Origin of the sequence: Brachybacterium sp. AOP42-C2-15, assembly GCF_052377065.1 — a bacterium.
Lineage (GTDB): Bacteria > Actinomycetota > Actinomycetes > Actinomycetales > Dermabacteraceae > Brachybacterium.
Window position 1 is genome coordinate 128,202 of the sequence record NZ_JBQSWK010000006.1, and the last position, 14,614, is coordinate 142,815.

13 protein-coding genes are annotated in these 14,614 nt (G+C 69.9%); 9 read left to right on the top strand and 4 right to left on the bottom strand.

Features of this window, described 5'->3' with window-relative positions:
- Positions 1-139: 139 nt before the first annotated feature.
- A complete protein-coding gene (locus ACT3SQ_RS05190) occupies positions 140-562 on the bottom strand; it encodes a VOC family protein (RefSeq protein ID WP_444600893.1) in 423 nt (140 codons plus the stop codon).
- A 219-nt stretch (positions 563-781) separates the two neighbouring features.
- On the opposite strand from ACT3SQ_RS05190, the gene ACT3SQ_RS05195 reads away from it, so the two are divergent.
- The gene (locus ACT3SQ_RS05195) at positions 782-1,831 is read left to right on the top strand and encodes a class II glutamine amidotransferase (protein ID WP_444600894.1); all 1,050 of its coding nucleotides are present in this window, start codon (positions 782-784) and stop codon (positions 1,829-1,831) included.
- A complete protein-coding gene (locus ACT3SQ_RS05200) occupies positions 1,828-2,910 on the top strand; it encodes a CAAX protease (protein ID WP_444600895.1) in 1,083 nt (360 codons plus the stop codon). Before ACT3SQ_RS05195 ends, ACT3SQ_RS05200 begins: the two co-directional genes overlap by 4 nt.
- 58 nt (positions 2,911-2,968) lie before the next feature.
- On the opposite strand, the gene ACT3SQ_RS05205 is transcribed toward ACT3SQ_RS05200, so the two are convergent.
- From ACT3SQ_RS05205 to ACT3SQ_RS05215, 3 genes are read right to left on the bottom strand one after another with little or no spacing between them, the layout of a single operon-like run.
- Positions 2,969-4,174 (bottom strand): ABC transporter permease, encoded by a 1,206-nt coding sequence (locus ACT3SQ_RS05205; RefSeq protein WP_441444839.1) that lies wholly within the window; start codon positions 4,172-4,174, stop codon positions 2,969-2,971.
- Positions 4,171-4,926: an ABC transporter ATP-binding protein gene (locus ACT3SQ_RS05210; protein WP_441444838.1), complete on the bottom strand. Its 756-nt coding sequence runs from the start codon at positions 4,924-4,926 to the stop codon at positions 4,171-4,173. Before ACT3SQ_RS05210 ends, ACT3SQ_RS05205 begins: the two co-directional genes overlap by 4 nt.
- Entirely contained in the window at positions 4,923-6,011 is a 1,089-nt protein-coding gene (locus ACT3SQ_RS05215; protein WP_444600896.1) for a hypothetical protein, read from the bottom strand. The genes ACT3SQ_RS05210 and ACT3SQ_RS05215 overlap by 4 nt, the downstream gene beginning before the upstream one ends.
- Positions 6,012-6,205: 194 nt before the next feature.
- Here ACT3SQ_RS05215 and ACT3SQ_RS05220 point away from each other — a divergent pair, with 194 nt between their 5' ends.
- The 7 genes from ACT3SQ_RS05220 (at position 6,206) to ACT3SQ_RS05250 (ending at position 14,482) form a co-directional block, all read left to right on the top strand.
- Positions 6,206-7,204 carry a serine hydrolase domain-containing protein gene (locus ACT3SQ_RS05220; RefSeq protein WP_444592161.1) on the top strand — a complete coding sequence of 333 codons (999 nt, stop codon included), beginning with the start codon at positions 6,206-6,208 and terminating at the stop codon, positions 7,202-7,204.
- Positions 7,205-7,285: 81 nt separating this feature from the next.
- Positions 7,286-8,620, top strand: a complete 1,335-nt coding sequence (locus ACT3SQ_RS05225; protein WP_441444835.1) for a hemolysin family protein — start codon at positions 7,286-7,288, stop codon at positions 8,618-8,620.
- Between the two features lie 65 nt (positions 8,621-8,685).
- Positions 8,686-9,201 (top strand): hypothetical protein, encoded by a 516-nt coding sequence (locus ACT3SQ_RS05230; protein ID WP_441444834.1) that lies wholly within the window; start codon positions 8,686-8,688, stop codon positions 9,199-9,201.
- 117 nt (positions 9,202-9,318) lie between these two features.
- Entirely contained in the window at positions 9,319-11,070 is a 1,752-nt protein-coding gene (locus tag ACT3SQ_RS05235) for a pyruvate dehydrogenase (protein WP_441444833.1), read from the top strand.
- A 52-nt stretch (positions 11,071-11,122) separates the two neighbouring features.
- Positions 11,123-12,013, top strand: a complete 891-nt coding sequence (gene rfbA / locus ACT3SQ_RS05240; protein WP_444502390.1) for a glucose-1-phosphate thymidylyltransferase RfbA — start codon at positions 11,123-11,125, stop codon at positions 12,011-12,013.
- 29 nt (positions 12,014-12,042) lie between these two features.
- The gene (gene rfbB, locus ACT3SQ_RS05245) at positions 12,043-13,044 is read left to right on the top strand and encodes a dTDP-glucose 4,6-dehydratase (RefSeq protein WP_444599215.1); all 1,002 of its coding nucleotides are present in this window, start codon (positions 12,043-12,045) and stop codon (positions 13,042-13,044) included.
- Between the two features lie 40 nt (positions 13,045-13,084).
- Positions 13,085-14,482 (top strand): sugar nucleotide-binding protein, encoded by a 1,398-nt coding sequence (locus tag ACT3SQ_RS05250; protein ID WP_444600897.1) that lies wholly within the window; start codon positions 13,085-13,087, stop codon positions 14,480-14,482.
- Positions 14,483-14,614: the final 132 nt, after the last annotated feature.

Genomic DNA, 14,614 nt, shown 5'->3' on the forward strand with positions numbered 1-14,614 from the left:
CAGCAACGCGCCGGGCGGGCGCGACCTTCCCGGACGTGACCGGACTCGCGCTCGCCCGCCGGGCCTGCCTGAGCTCACCCTGCATGGGCCCACCCTGCATGAGCTCGCGCAGCCCCGGGTGGCCGGCAGTGCGGGCGCTTCAGCTCTGCGAGGCAGGGACGTCGATCTGCCAGAGAACGCCGAAGCGGTCCTTGACCTGCCCGTAGTGGTCGCCCCAGGGAGCCTGCTCGAACGGGAGCTCGATGCTGGCGCCGGTGGAGGTGAGCTTCTCGATCAGGGCTCGGGCATCTGCCACGGAGCTCGGCATGACCATCAGGGAGTAGGCGGAGCCGTCCAGCGGCTGAGGGCACTCGCCGATGTCGTCGCCACCGGCGAGCGTGACCAGACCTCCCTGCAGCTGAGCATGGGCGATGGACTCCGCCGGAGGGGTGAACGGCATGCCCTCCATGGGGTTGTCGCCGTACGTCATGACGTCGAGGGTTCCCCCGAAGACCTCCTGGTAGTACGACATGGCCTCGGCGGCATTGCCGGGAAACGAGATGTACGGCGTGGAACTGGGCACGGTTCCTCCTCAGGTGCGGGGTCGCGCTGCGATCCCTCGTGCGGGTCATCGTGCCACCGGCGGCCGACGGACGGAACAGCGTCGGAGGTAATGCTTCTGCCGGGCTGAGGAGCGGGCGGCTCCCCGGCACCGCTGCGGGACGGACGAGGTGCGCGGAACACGGTGCTCGTGGTGACGCTCACTGCACCCTCAGCCAGGGAGTTCTAGAGTGGACGGGTCATGTGCCGACTCTTCGCTCTTCATTCCGACCACCCCGTCACCGCCGATCTGTGGCTGCTCGATGCGCCCTACTCCCTGCTGAACCAGTCGCGCTTCAACGCCGACGGCACCGGCCTGGGATGGATCGATGAGGAGGGACAGCCCCGGATCCGCAAGCGCCCCGTCGCGGCGTACGCATCGGAAGCGTTCACGGGCTTCGCGACCACGCTCCGCTCCCGCGCGATGCTCGCCCATCTGCGTCTCTCCTCCGGCACCGGGCATTGCGACGAGAACACGCACCCGTTCCTGCAGGACGGCATCATCTCCGCCCACAACGGGGTCCTGGAGATCACCGAGGAGATGCGGCAGCGGGTCGCCGCGCTCGGCGCCGCTCACCACGTCCAGGGCTCGACCGACAGCGAGTGGATGGCCGCACTGATCACCGGTGAGGTGGCCGCCCACGGCGGTGACCTGCGCACCGGGGTGACCGCCGCGCTGTGCTGGATCGCCGGTCATGTCCCCGTCTACTCCGTGAACGTCCTGGTGATGAAGGGGGAGGAGCTCGTCGCCGTGCGTCTGCCCGCGACCAACGAGCTGTGGATCCTCGATCGCCCTGCTGTCGTGGACACGCGGGATGACGCCCTCGAGCAGTCCTCGGACTCGCTCACCGTGCGCGCCCGCAGTGAGGACCCACGCGGGGCACGCTCCGTCGTCATCGCGAGCGAACCCCTGGACGACGATCCCGCCTGGCGACTCCTCGACTCCGGCGAGCTGGTGCACCTCACGGCCGACGGGCGGGTCCGCAGCGACCGTCCCTTCGGTCCGCTCGCCCACGCGCTCAGCATCGAGGATCTCGGCCTGTCGGCCGCAGCCTCCCAGGCCCATGCCGCGCAGGCCCGCGCCCACGATGCCCGCCGCCGGCACCTCACTGAGAACACTGCCAGCACCGCCAACATCGCCAGCACCGCCAACACCGCCCACCCCGCCGGCACTGCCGGCACTGCCAGCACCGCCCACCCCGCCGGCGCCGATCCCGCGCGCCCTCACGAGAGTGCAGAGAACGCCGCATGAATCACCTCGGGACCGAGCGTCCCATCCCTTATCACCGGCTCGCGACGCTGCGACCGGAATGGTCTGCGCGGGCACGGCCACTGTTGACCGTGGTCGCGGCCTTCATCGCCTATGTGGTGCTGGCCTCCGTGGTGCTCGTGCTCATGATCCTGGTGCTCGCCGTCGCGCCCGGCGTGAACGTCGCCATCGGTGTGACCAGCGGTGATCCGACCAGTCCGCTGGATGCGGTGCTCGCGCTGCTGATGGGCGCCCTGTGGCTCCCCGCCGGGATCGTGGGAGTGCGCGTCGGCGGCTGGCGGCCTCTGGGCCCGGCCTGGTCCGTCGCTGCCCGGTTCCGTCGTGACCTGCTGAGCCCGCTCGGCGCATGGGTGGCGGCCGGGGCGCTGGCGACGGTCGCGATCGCCGCGGTGGCCGGTCATCTCGCCAGCTCCGGAGAGTCGGCGGGTGCTCCGGGCGGCGGAGTCTCGCTGCTCCAGCTGCTGCTGGTGGTGGTGATCGTGCTGGTCCTGGCCCCGCTCCAGGCCGTGGGCCTCGAACTGGCGCTGCGCGGCATGATCCTCCAGGCCGTCGGCACCTGGCTGCGCAGCCCCGTGGTGCCCTTCGTGGTCGTCGCCGGGATCTCTCTGATCGGCCGTCAGCTCACACCCGCCGTGGTGATCCCGGCCCTCGCCCTGGCGCTCGCCGCCGCGGTGCTCGCCTGGAAGAGCGGCGGCCTCGAGCTGTCGATCATCCTCACCCTCACGCTCACCGTGGGCTCGCTGATCGTCTCCGCGCTCGCCGCCGGCACCGGTGCGGGTGCCGGTGCCTCGGCGCTCAGCGCCGCGGTGGCCGCCCCCGGCACCTCGGCCGCGGCGCTCGCCGATCACGGGGCGGCTGCCGGTCACGACGAGCTGGCCAGCGCGGGAGCGTTCGCCGGTCTCGGGGACGCGGCTCTCGCCGGGGGAGCGGCCTCTGCCGTCGCGGCCCTGCTGCTCACTGGCCTGATCGTCGTGCTGGTCAGCCGGCGCGACGGGCTGCGCCTGCTCGAGCCCGTCGGCCGGGCCGCGGATGCAGCGGCTCCGGGGCCCGTGCTGATCTGACCTGTCACACCTGCGGCGCTGCCCCAAGACTGACGGGGACTGACGGGCCTGCCCTTCCTCAGCTGCGGATCGCGTCGATGACCTTGATCCGGGTGGCGATCAGCGCGGGGAGGGCGCCGGCGAGGACACCCACCAGGGTCGCCGCACCGAGGCCCACCACCACCGCCTCCACGGGGAAGGGAGGCAGCTCCACCAGCCCGATACCACTGAAGAAGGTGGAGACGAACGGGGCCTTCACCAGGGCGATCGCGCCGGTCACCCCCACCGCGCCGGCGAGCACCGTGGCGACCACCGACTCCATCAGCACGCCCACGAAGATCCGGCCGCCGGTGGCGCCGTAGGAGCGTCGGATCCCGATCTCCCGCACCCGGAAGCGCACCGTGACCAGGGAGATGTTCACCAGGCCCAGGGCGCCGAGCACCAGGATCACCAGCGCCACGCCGATGACCGCATAGGCGAGAAACTGGAAGCCCAGATCCTCGGCGGACATCGAGCTCGGATGGACCTCGAAGGATCCCACCGCGGTGTTCCGCAGCGAGGCGCCCAGGCGCTCGCGGATCTCGTCGGCCTGCTCCGGCGGCACCCACAGGATGTAGTCGGAGACCACCGGGGCTTCGGTCCGGCCGGGCAGCGCGCTCATGCTGCCGGCGGCGACGTACGCCTGCAGTCCCCAGTCCGTCTCCTCGGCCGCGGGGAGCACGCCGACCACGATCGCCTGGTCGGAGTCGGTCGCTCCCGTGGGTCCGTAGATCGTGACCGGCTCGGTCCCCAGGTCCGGGCGTCCCAGTTGCTCGTACATCGGCGCGTTGACCACCAGTGCAGGGGCCAGGCGGCGGGCGTCGGAGTCCGCGAGCCAGCGGCCGTCGGCGACCGTGGTGCGGTAGATGTTCCCGTAGGCGGGGTCCACCCCGGTCAGCTGCGCCGACTTCACGCCATGCGGGGTCTGCACGCGCAGCGAGTCGTTGATGCGGCGGGTGCGCTGGTCGATGCCGAGCCGTTCGATCTGCTCGAGCACCACCGCATCCTGCTCCTCGGGGGTGACCTCGGCCGCGGAGCCTGCCGGGTAGATCGTCAGGGTCGTATCGCGTCCCGCCCACGTCTCGGTGGACTGGGTGAGGGCGCTGGTGAGCATGCCGCCGCCGCCCATCACCGCGGTCAGGGCGAACACGGAGAACGCCACCCCGATCAGGGACAGCAGGATGCGGCCCTTGTTCACGCGCAGCTCGCCGTAGGCCTCGACGATCGAGGCGATCAGGCCGGTCATGCCACCGCCTCCCGTCCGGCGCGGATTCCCACGGTCGCCGACAGCGCCCCGCGAGCGTCGGCCCCGCCGACGTCGTGCAGAGTGCCCTCGTTCAGCAGGAACGAGCGCCGGGACATCGCGGCGACCTGCAAGTCGTGGGTGATGGTGACCAGTGCGGCGTCGGAGTCGCGCGCGATCTCGTCCAGCAGCGCCATCACCGCCTCGCCGGTGGTGACGTCGAGAGCTCCGGTGGGCTCATCGGCCAGGATCAGCCGGGGCCCCCGCACCAGGGCACGGGCCACGGCCACTCGCTGCTGCTCGCCGCCGGAGAGACGGGAGGGTTGCTGCTGCGCACGGTCGGCCAGGCCCACCCGGTCGAGCATCTCCAGGGCGAGCTTCTCCCGCCGCCAGAACTGGCCAGCGGTGCCGTACATCAGCGGCATCATCACGTTCTCGAGCGCGGTGCGCTTGTCCAACAGGTTGAACTGCTGGAAGACGAAGCCGATCGAGGCGCCGCGCATGCGGGCGCGCCTGCGTTCCCCGAGCCGGGAGACGTCCACCCCGTCGAACAGCAGCTCGCCGCCGCTCTGGTGGTCGATCAGGCCCAGCAGGTTCAGCAGAGTGGTCTTGCCGGAACCGGAGCGGCCGACGATCGCCACATGGTCCCCGGCCTCGACCGTGAGGTCGATGCCGCGCAGGATGTGCAGCTCCTCCCGGCTGGGCAGGCGCACGGAGCGGCGCAGATCGCGCAGCTCGAGCAGAGGCGCGCTCACCACATCTCCACGTTCATCGAGTCGTCGGCGCCGTCGATGCCGGGCGCGAACTCGAGGATCTCCTGGCCCTGTTCGAGGCCCTCGGTGACCTCGACGGAGCCATCGCCGCGCATCCCCAGGACCACGTCGATCGGGGTGGGCTCACCGGTGGCCTCGTCCAGTGCGTAGACGGTGCCGGCGGTGCCCTCGCCCTCCACGGCGGTGGTGGGGACGGTGAGCACGCCGGTGCGGGTGCCGAGGTCCACGGTCACCTCGACGCTCAGACCCGGGACCACCCGAGCCTCAGCAGGGACCGGGCATACCAGCTGTGCGGCGGAGACCCCAGCATCGCCCCCGGAGATCACCTCGCCGGTGAAGGGATCGACCTCGGGCGCGGGCGGAGCGTCGGGCTCCTCGATCTCGGAGTCCTCGGTGATGGCGGGCGCGGTGCAGGCCACCGGATCCGGAGTGTTGGGCAGCTCGGCAGTCGCATTCAGCTCCACGTCCAGCAGGGACAGCTGCTGCTCGGGGGTGAGGTCGGCGACGATCGAGTAGGTACCGGGCGAGATGGTCGCGACGGTGTCGCCCTTGGCCAGGGCATCCCACTCGGCGACCTCCATCCCGCTGAGCACACCGGAGGTGGTCGCCACCAGGTTCTCGTAGCGGTGCTCGGCCGCGGCGGGCTGCGGCGCGGGCTGCGGGGCGGCGAGCTCCCCGTCCTCCTCACCGTCTTCCCCGACCGGCAGCGCGGGGAGGTCGACGATCTCCGGCTCGACCTCGTATCGCACCTGCAGGATGCGCTGCCCCTTCTCGACGGCGTCGCCGTTCTTCAGCCAGATCTTGTTGATCTCACCATCGGTGGTGGCCTTCAGGGCGCTGCCCGCATCGGGCTGGACCATCGCCGGGAGCACGAGCTCGGAGGAGAGGTCTGCGGTCTCCACGCTGACCACGGCGTACTGATCGAAATCGGCACCAGGGACGAGCGGATCCTCGCCCGCGGCATCGGCACCGGAGGGGAAGAAGGCCATCTTCACCAGAGCCAGGGCGATCAGACCGAGGATCAGCATCCAGATCACGGGGAAGACATAGCGGCGCAGGGCGTCCATGGGCGCCTTTCGTTCAGGTCGACGGCGGTGCCGACGGGGGAAGGGACTGCGGTGCTGCGAGCAGCGCGAGGAGGTGCTCGGCACCTGCAGTGCGCTCATTCTACCTGCTGCAGAACACCCTGACCACCGACTTTGGTGGAGATCCGGGGAAGATCCGGGATCCCGGAGTACGGGGCGGGCGGTACTGTCGACCCATGAACGCCGCCGCTGCCGCCAGCACTCCTGCCACTGCCAGCCCTGCCGTCACCTCCACCCCGGCTGCCACTGCCACTGCCAGCCCTGCCGTCCCCGATCAGCTGCTGCTGCTCCCGCTGCGACAGCGGATCCTCGAACAGGATCTCGGCGTGCGCGCGCTGCACCTGCACCGCGTCGGCCACGCGGAGATCAGCCACCGCTTCGCCGGGGACACTGCCGAGAACATCTACTCGGTGTCCAAGACGGTGACCGCGCTCGCCGTGGGCATCGCCGCCGCGGAAGGGCTGCTGGACCCCGAGGACCTGCTGGTCGACCATCTCCCCGCGCCGAGCGGCGGGTACGGCAGCGGCATCGAGCAGGTGCGGCTGCGCCACCTGCTGACCATGACCTCCGGCTCCCCGGTGCTCGGCTTCCTCGACGAGCAGCGCGATCACGCCGACCTCTCCTCCCTGTTCCTCAGCACCGACCTGGTCGCCGAGCCAGGCCAGCGGTGGGAGTACTCCAACGGCTCGATCCTGCTGCTCTCGCGGGTGCTCAGCGAGCGCACCGGGCAGAGCCTGCGCGACTGGCTGATGCCGCGGCTGTTCGAACCGCTCGAGATCCTCAACCCCCAGTGGCACACCACCCGCGACGGCTACAGCTGGGGTGCGAGCGGGCTGCACCTCAAGAGCGGGCAGCTGGCGCGGATCGGGAGGCTCCTGCTCCAGCGCGGGGAGCACGACGGGGCGCAGCTGGTCCCAGCCGCCTGGATCGACGCGATGCACGCCGAGCAGAACTGGGTGGACACCGGGGACGCCGAGCCCGAGAGCGTTCACTACGGCTACGGCATCTGGCGGTGCACGCCCGACGGTGCCTGGCGGGCCGACGGCGCGATGGGCCAGCTGCTCATCGTGCTTCCTGAACAGGACGCCGTCCTGACCGTCACCTCGCGGCTCGAGGGCCGAAGCGCCGCCGAGATCCTCCGCGCCGTCTGGCAGGAGCTGCTGCCGCTGCTGTGAACTGCAGCAACGGTGTGCGCATTCGGTGAGACGCGCAGGATCAGCCCAGTTCCCGGTTCCGCCCCCAGGTAGCGTTGCCCCATGGATTGGACAGCGCTCCTGAACCTCGGCCTGGTCTTCGCCTTCGTGCTCGTCGGCGGCCTGTTCGCCGGCACCGAGATGGCGATCGTCAACCTCCGCGAATCGCAGATCAAGCAGCTCGAGGAGAGCGGCCCCGGCGGTGAGCGCACCGCAGAGATGGTGCGGGACCCCAACCTCTTCCTCTCCGCCGTGCAGATCGGCGTGACCGTCGCCGGGTTCTTCTCCTCCGCCTATGGCGCCTCCACCATTGCCCCCTCGCTGGTCCCGATGCTCACCGAGCTGGGGCTCGCCGAGTCGAGCGCCGGCACGGTCGCGCTGATCGGGATGACCCTGGTCATCGCCTACCTCTCGCTCGTGTTCGGCGAGCTGGTGCCCAAGCGGCTGGCGATGCAGAACGCGATGGCGATGACCAAGATCGTCGGCCCCCCGCTGAGTGTCTTCGGGAAGCTCATGCGCCCGGTGATCTGGCTGCTGTCCACCTCCACCAACATCGTGGTGCGCCTGCTGGGCGGGGATCCTCACGCCAATCGGGAGTCGGTCTCCGCGGAGGAGATCAAGTCGATGGTGCGCAGCTCGGAGGCGCTGGACCAGGCGGAGTCGCGGGTCCTGGCCGATGTTTTCGACGCGTCCGAGCGCACGGTGGTCGAGGTCATGCAGCCCCGCCACCAGGTGCGCTTCCTCGACGGTGAGCGGTCGGTCGTGCAGGTCCGTGAGGAGATCCGGGAGACCGGCTTCTCCCGCTACCCCGTCACCGGGGAGGACGTCGATGACGTGCTCGGCTTCGTCCATGTGCGCGACATGCTGCTGGTCGAGGAGCCGGGCGAGACGCTGCTGTCGGAGCTGGTGCGTCCCATCGAGCACATCCCCGGCACCGTCCAGGTGCTCGAGGCGCTGAACCGGATGCGCGCCCACGCCGACCAGATCGCGGTGGTGGTGGACGAGTACGGCGGCACCGACGGCATCGTGACCCTCGAGGACCTGCTCGAGGAGCTGGTGGGCGAGATCTACGACGAGTTCGACCGTGAGAGCTGGCCCGTCCCCGGCGGTCTGGACCGGATCCTCGCGGCCGACGGCACCTTCGAGGGTGGGCTGATCCTGCAGGAGTTCGAATCCGCCACCGACATCGCCCTGCCCGACACCGGCGGCTACGAGACGGTCGGCGGCTTCGTGATGGCCCAGCTGGGCCGGATCCCCGTGGCGGGCGACAGCGTGGAGGTCGAGGGAGGGCTGCTCGAGGTGGTCGAGGTCGACGAGCGCCGGGTGCAGACGGTGCGGTTCAGCCCCGCCGAGGAACCGGCCGCCGAGAGTTCGCTCGAGGAGCCGGTCGGCGACTGAGCTCTTCGCGCCGGTCGGCGACTGAGGCCTCCGACCATATGGTGCGGCTGGCATACTTCCGGACCATGCACTCGAACTACGGCACCGGCGATGACCTGACGGTGTACTTCAACCGAGAGAGCGCGGCGGCACGCGCCGAGAAGATGCGGCGCATGCAGCCGCTGCTCATCGGCACCAGCCTTCTCGTCGGTGCGGTCATCGTCGCCGTCGCCCTGTTCGTCATGGAGCCCCGCAGCCTGCTGCTGGCGATCATCGGCGGCGCCTACGGCCTTGCGAGCGCTGTCGTGATGCCTCGGATTCTGAGTGGCCTGGCCAAGAAGTCCGCAGACATCCCCATTGCGCCGGACACCTCCCTGCTGGTGCTGACGCCGCACGGCGTGCGCCGCACCACCGGGGACGGCCCGCCTCTCGAGATCCCCTACGCGGAGACGGAGCTGAGGCGACAGACCGGGGAGGGGAACGACCGGCTGCGGGTGAGCCTGCCCGGTGAGAATCTCAGCCTGGACCCGGCGCTGCTGCACCCCTCCCTCACAGAGATCCTCAGGGCCTACGAGCAGTTCAGCGGCGACGCCGAGCGCTGAGCCGAGCGCGTCCAGGCCTGCACCCGAGCTCCTGCCGGTGCGAGGGTAGGGTGGTGGGGTCGGGCACTGCGCCCCGGACGGTGCCCATCCGGACTCATCACCCTTGGAGGCACCACCATGGCCCGCAGCACTTTCGCCCAGCTCCTCGTCACCCAGCTCCGTGGCCTCGGCGTCGAACGCATCTACGGGGTGGTCGGGGACTCCCTGAACCCTGTGGTGGACGCCGTGCGCACCACCGACGGCATCGAGTGGGTGCACGTGCGCAATGAGGAGGCCGGAGCCTTCGCCGCCGGCGCCGAGGCCCGCCTGACCGGGAAGCTCGCCGTATGCGCCGGGTCCTGCGGCCCGGGCAACACCCACATGATCCAGGGCCTCTACGACGCCCACCGCGACGGCGCTCCCGTGCTCGCGATCGCCTCCCACATCCCCTCGGGCAAGATCGGCACCGGCTTCTTCCAGGAGACGCATCCCGAGATCCTGTTCCAGGAGTGCTCCCACTACTGCGAGATGGTCAACTCCGGCGAGCACGGCGCGAGGCTGCTCCACATCGCCGTGCAGACCGCGATCGCCAAGAGCGGCGTCTCCGTGCTGGTGGTCCCCGGCGATGTCGCCGACCAGGAGGTGGACGGCCCGCTCACCAAGGACCTCGCCACGGACCTCGGCCGGGTCCAGCCCGCCGCAGCCCCCGTCGGCCGCCTCGCCGAGCTGATCGACGCCGCCAGCACCGTCACCCTCTTCACCGGGGCCGGGGTGCGCGACGCCCGTGAGGAGGTGCTCGCGCTCGCCGAGCAGGTCAAGGCCCCGATCGGCCACGCCTTCGGCGGGAAGGAGTTCATGCAGTACGACAACCCGTATGACGTGGGCATGAGCGGGCTGCTCGGCTACGGCGCCTGCTACGACGCCATGCATGAGGCGGATCTGGTGATCCTGCTGGGCACCGACTTCCCCTACCCGGAGTTCCTCCCCGGAGCCGACGGGAAGCAGCCGCCCACGATCGTCCAGATCGATGCGGAGGCGTCGCGGCTGGGCAGGCGCGTGCCGCTGGACCTCGCCGTCCACGGCGACGTGGCCCTCACCCTGCAGGCCGTGCTGCCGCTGCTGACCGGGACCAAGAGCTCCCGCTTCCTGCGCCGCATGCTCAAGGCCCACCACAAGGCGCTCACCGGGGTGGTCGCCGCGTACACGAAGAACGTCGAGAAGATGACGCCCATCCACCCGGAGTTCCTCGCGGCGACCCTCGACACGCTCGCCGAGGAGGACGCAGTGTTCACCGTGGACACCGGCATGTGCAACGTCTGGGGCGCCCGCTACATCACCCCCAACGGGAAGCGTCGCCTGTTCGGCTCCTGGCACCACGGCTCGATGGCCAACGCGCTCCCGCAAGCGATCGGCGCCTCGATGGCATTCCCGCAGCGCCAGGTGATCTCCATGAGCGGGGATGGCGGTCTGGGCATGCTGATGGGTGAGCTGCTCACCGTGAAGCTCCATCAGCTGAACACCAAGATCGTCGTCTTCAACAACTCCAGCCTCGGCATGGTCAAGCTCGAGATGCTGGTGGAGGGCCTGCCGGACTACGGCACCGACCACGAGGACGTCGACTACGCGACGATCGCCAAAGGAGTGGGCATCGGCGCGGTACGCATCACCGACCCGAAGACGCTGAAGAAGCAGCTCGCCGAGGCGCTCGCGACGCCCGGCCCGGTGCTGATCGATGTGGTGACCGACCCGGACGCCCTCTCGATGCCCCCGAAGATCACCGCGCAGCAGATCCGCGGATTCGCGGCGGCGTCGACGAAGATCGTCCTCGGCGGCGGTGTGGGCCGGATGATCGACATGGCGGCGACGAACCTGCGCAATATGCCGCGGTGACACTGCCTGCGGCGCCGACCCTTCCACCGGGGAACGCTGACATACTGGCCACATGCGCGGAATCATCCTCGCCGGGGGCACCGGCTCGCGGCTGCACCCGTTGACCATCGGTGTCTCGAAGCAGCTGATGCCGGTCTATGACAAGCCGATGATCTACTACCCGCTGAGCACGCTGATGCTCGCCGGGATCCGCGACATCCTGATCATCACCACCCCGGAGGACCAGTCTGCTTTCCAGCGAGTGCTGGGCGATGGGGACCGCTTCGGCGTGAACCTGCAGTACACGGTCCAGCCCTCCCCGGACGGGCTCGCACAGGCCTTCACCCTGGGCGAGGAGTTCCTCGAAGGCGGCAAGGCCGCGCTCGTGCTGGGCGACAACCTGTTCTACGGGCACGGGATGGGCGCACAGCTGGGCCGCTTCAGCGACCTGGAAGGCGCGGCAGTGTTCGGCTACTGGGTGAAGGATCCTGCCGCGTACGGCGTGGTCGAGATGGACGAGAACGGCCGCGCGCTCTCGCTCGAGGAGAAGCCTGCGCAGCCGCGCTCGAACCTTGCCGTGCCAGGGCTGTACTTCTACGACGAGACGGTGACCGAGCGGGCCAGAGCCCTGAAGCCCTCCCCGCGGGGGGAGCTGGAGATCACCGACCTGAACCGCATGTATCTGGACGAGGGCAGCCTGCAGGTCGAGGTGCTCACCCGCGGTACCGCCTGGCTCGACACCGGGACGTTCGACGATCTCGCGGCCGCTGGTGAGTTCATCCGTACCGTCCAGCAGCGACAAGGCCTGACCATCGGCGCTCCCGAGGAGGTGGCCTGGAGGATGGGCTATCTCGACGATGAGCAGCTGCGAGAACGGGCCGAGCCGCTCGTGAAATCCGGATACGGTCGCTATCTGCTCGACGTGCTCGCCCGCGAGCGCGCCCACCACCCCGTGCATCCCTGACCCGCGGGTCCTGTTCTGGAGGTACGTCCATGTCGCGTCATCTGCTCGTCACGGGAGGGGCCGGGTTCATCGGCTCCGCCTTCGTCCACCACGTCATCGCGCACACCGAGGACACGGTGACGGTGCTCGACAAGCTCACCTACGCAGGGCATCGCTCCTCCCTCGCCGGACTGCCGGAGCACCGGGTGCGCCTGGTGGTGGGGGACGTGGCGGACGCGGCGACGGTCGATCCGCTGGTCGCGCAGGCCGACGCCGTGGTGCACTACGCAGCCGAGTCCCACAACGACAACTCCCTGCACGATCCTGCGCCGTTCCTGGCCTCGAACCTCATCGGGACCTTCACGCTGCTGGAGGCGGTGCGCCGGCACGGGGCGCGGTTCCATCACATCTCGACCGACGAGGTGTACGGCGATCTCGCCCTCGATACGCCCGAGCGGTTCACCGAGACCACCCCGTACAACCCCTCCAGCCCCTACTCCGCCACGAAGGCGGGCAGTGACCTGCTGGTGCGGGCGTGGGTGCGGTCTTTCGGGGTGCAGGCGACGCTCTCGAACTGCTCGAACAACTACGGCCCGCGCCAGCACGTGGAGAAGTTCATCCCGCGCCAGATCACGAACCTGATCGACGGGATCCGCCCCCGCCTGTATGGGGAGGGACTGAACGTGCGCGACTGGATCCACGCCGAGGACCACTCCAGCGCGGTGCTGCGGATCCTCGAGGCGGGGGAGATCGGCCGCACCTATCTCATCGGGGCCGACGGGGAGAAGAACAACAAGCAGGTCGTCGAACTGATCCTGCGCCTGATGGGCCGGAACGAGGGGGACTACGACCACGTCACCGACCGCCCTGGGCACGACCTGCGCTATGCGATCGACGCGACCGCGCTGCGCGAGGAGCTGGGCTGGTCCCCACGGTTCGAGGACTTCGAGGCGGGCCTGGCGGCGACGATCGACTGGTACCGAGACAATGAGAGCTGGTGGCGTCCGCAGAAGGCTGCCACTGAGGCGAAGTACCAGGCCACCGGTCAGTGACCGCACGGACCTCCCGCCGCCGCGCCATCGAGAGGACCTCATGACCGAGCTAGCTGTCCACCCCACCCCGATCCCGGGCCTGCTGGTGATCGACCTGCCCGTGCATGGTGATGCGCGGGGTTGGTTCAAGGAGAACTGGCAGCGGGAGAAGATGCTCGCGGCCGGACTTCCCGATTTCGGGCCGGTGCAGAACAACATCTCCTTCAACCAGGCCGTGGGCGTGACCCGAGGGATCCACGCCGAGCCATGGGACAAGTACATCTCGGTCGCGACCGGCCGCGTGTTCGGCGCCTGGGTGGATCTGCGCGAGGGGCTCAGCTTCGGTGCGACCTACTGGCACGAGATCACCCCCGACGTGGCGATCTTCGTGCCCCGCGGTGTGGGCAACGCCTTCCAGACTCTAGAGGCGCCCGCCGCCTACACCTACCTGGTCAATGACCACTGGACTGCGGCGGCGCAGTCGCAGTACACCTTCCTGCACCTGGCCGATGAGACCGCCGCGATCCCCTGGCCGATCCCGCTGCCGCAAGCGGAGCTCTCCGCCAAGGACCAGCACCACCCGCGCCTGGCCGATGTGGTGCCCGTCCCGCCGCGCCGCACCCTGGTGACCGGCGGGAACGGCCAGCTGGGCCGAGCCCTCGCCGCGCTCTGGGCCGGGCGGGCCGACGTCGACATCGTGGACCGCACCCGCCTGGACCTCGTCGATCCCTCGAGCCTCGATGCCTTCGACTTCTCGCCCTACGGCGTGATCATCAACGCCGCCGCGTTCACTGCGGTCGACGCTGCCGAGACCGTCGAGGGCCGGCGCGAGGCCTGGGCCGTGAACGTCACCGCTGTTGCGCGCCTGGTCGAGGCTGCCCGTACCCACCGCGCCACGCTCGTGCACGTCTCGAGCGATTACGTCTTCGACGGCACCGCCGAGCGGCACCACGAGGATGAGCCGCCGAGTCCGCTGGGTGTCTACGGGCAGACCAAAGCTGCCGGCGATCAGCTGGCCGGCTCACTGCCCGAGCACTACATCGTGCGCACCAGCTGGGTGATCGGTGAGGGCAGCAACTTCGTGGCCACGATGGCGAGCCTTGCCGAGCGCGGCATCGACCCGGCCGTGGTCGATGACCAGATCGGCCGGCTCACCTTCACGACCGATCTCGCCGCTGCGATCGATCACCTGCTCACCGCTCGCCCCGCCGCGGGGACCTATAACGTCACCTGCGAGGGCGAGCCCGTCAGCTGGGCCCGCATCGCCGCAGAGGTTTACACGCTCACCGGCCACGATCCCGCGCGGGTGCGGCCCGTGACCACGGCCGAGTACTACACCGGCAAGACCGGTATCGCGCCGCGCCCGGCGCAGTCGACGCTGGACCTTTCGAAGATCCGCGAGGCGGGTTGCGTTCCCAGGGACCAGTTCGCGGCGCTGGGAGAGCACCTCAAGCGCTGACGACGAGCCCGTTACCGGTGAGTAGCGGCTCATCCGGGGCACAGGTTCCCAAGTCGTGACCATTGGTCGTGGTCGAACCGGACAGAGTTCTGCCGCGCTCACCTACGATGGCCCGGACCCCCCCCTTCTGCA

Bases quoted from the DNA above. Each gene is read 5' to 3' on its own strand.
- ACT3SQ_RS05250 (WP_444600897.1), top strand. From the start codon at position 13,085: ATGACCGAGCTAGCTGTCCACCCCACCCCGATCCCGGGCCTGCTGGTG.
- ACT3SQ_RS05225 (WP_441444835.1), top strand. From the start codon at position 7,286: ATGGATTGGACAGCGCTCCTGAACCTCGGCCTGGTCTTCGCCTTCGTG.
- ACT3SQ_RS05205 (WP_441444839.1), bottom strand. From the start codon at position 4,174: ATGACCGGCCTGATCGCCTCGATCGTCGAGGCCTACGGCGAGCTGCGC.
- ACT3SQ_RS05195 (WP_444600894.1), top strand. From the start codon at position 782: ATGTGCCGACTCTTCGCTCTTCATTCCGACCACCCCGTCACCGCCGAT.
- rfbA (WP_444502390.1), top strand. From the start codon at position 11,123: ATGCGCGGAATCATCCTCGCCGGGGGCACCGGCTCGCGGCTGCACCCG.
- rfbB (WP_444599215.1), top strand. From the start codon at position 12,043: ATGTCGCGTCATCTGCTCGTCACGGGAGGGGCCGGGTTCATCGGCTCC.
- ACT3SQ_RS05200 (WP_444600895.1), top strand. From the start codon at position 1,828: ATGAATCACCTCGGGACCGAGCGTCCCATCCCTTATCACCGGCTCGCG.
- ACT3SQ_RS05230 (WP_441444834.1), top strand. From the start codon at position 8,686: ATGCACTCGAACTACGGCACCGGCGATGACCTGACGGTGTACTTCAAC.
- ACT3SQ_RS05235 (WP_441444833.1), top strand. From the start codon at position 9,319: ATGGCCCGCAGCACTTTCGCCCAGCTCCTCGTCACCCAGCTCCGTGGC.
- ACT3SQ_RS05220 (WP_444592161.1), top strand. From the start codon at position 6,206: ATGAACGCCGCCGCTGCCGCCAGCACTCCTGCCACTGCCAGCCCTGCC.
- ACT3SQ_RS05215 (WP_444600896.1), bottom strand. From the start codon at position 6,011: ATGGACGCCCTGCGCCGCTATGTCTTCCCCGTGATCTGGATGCTGATC.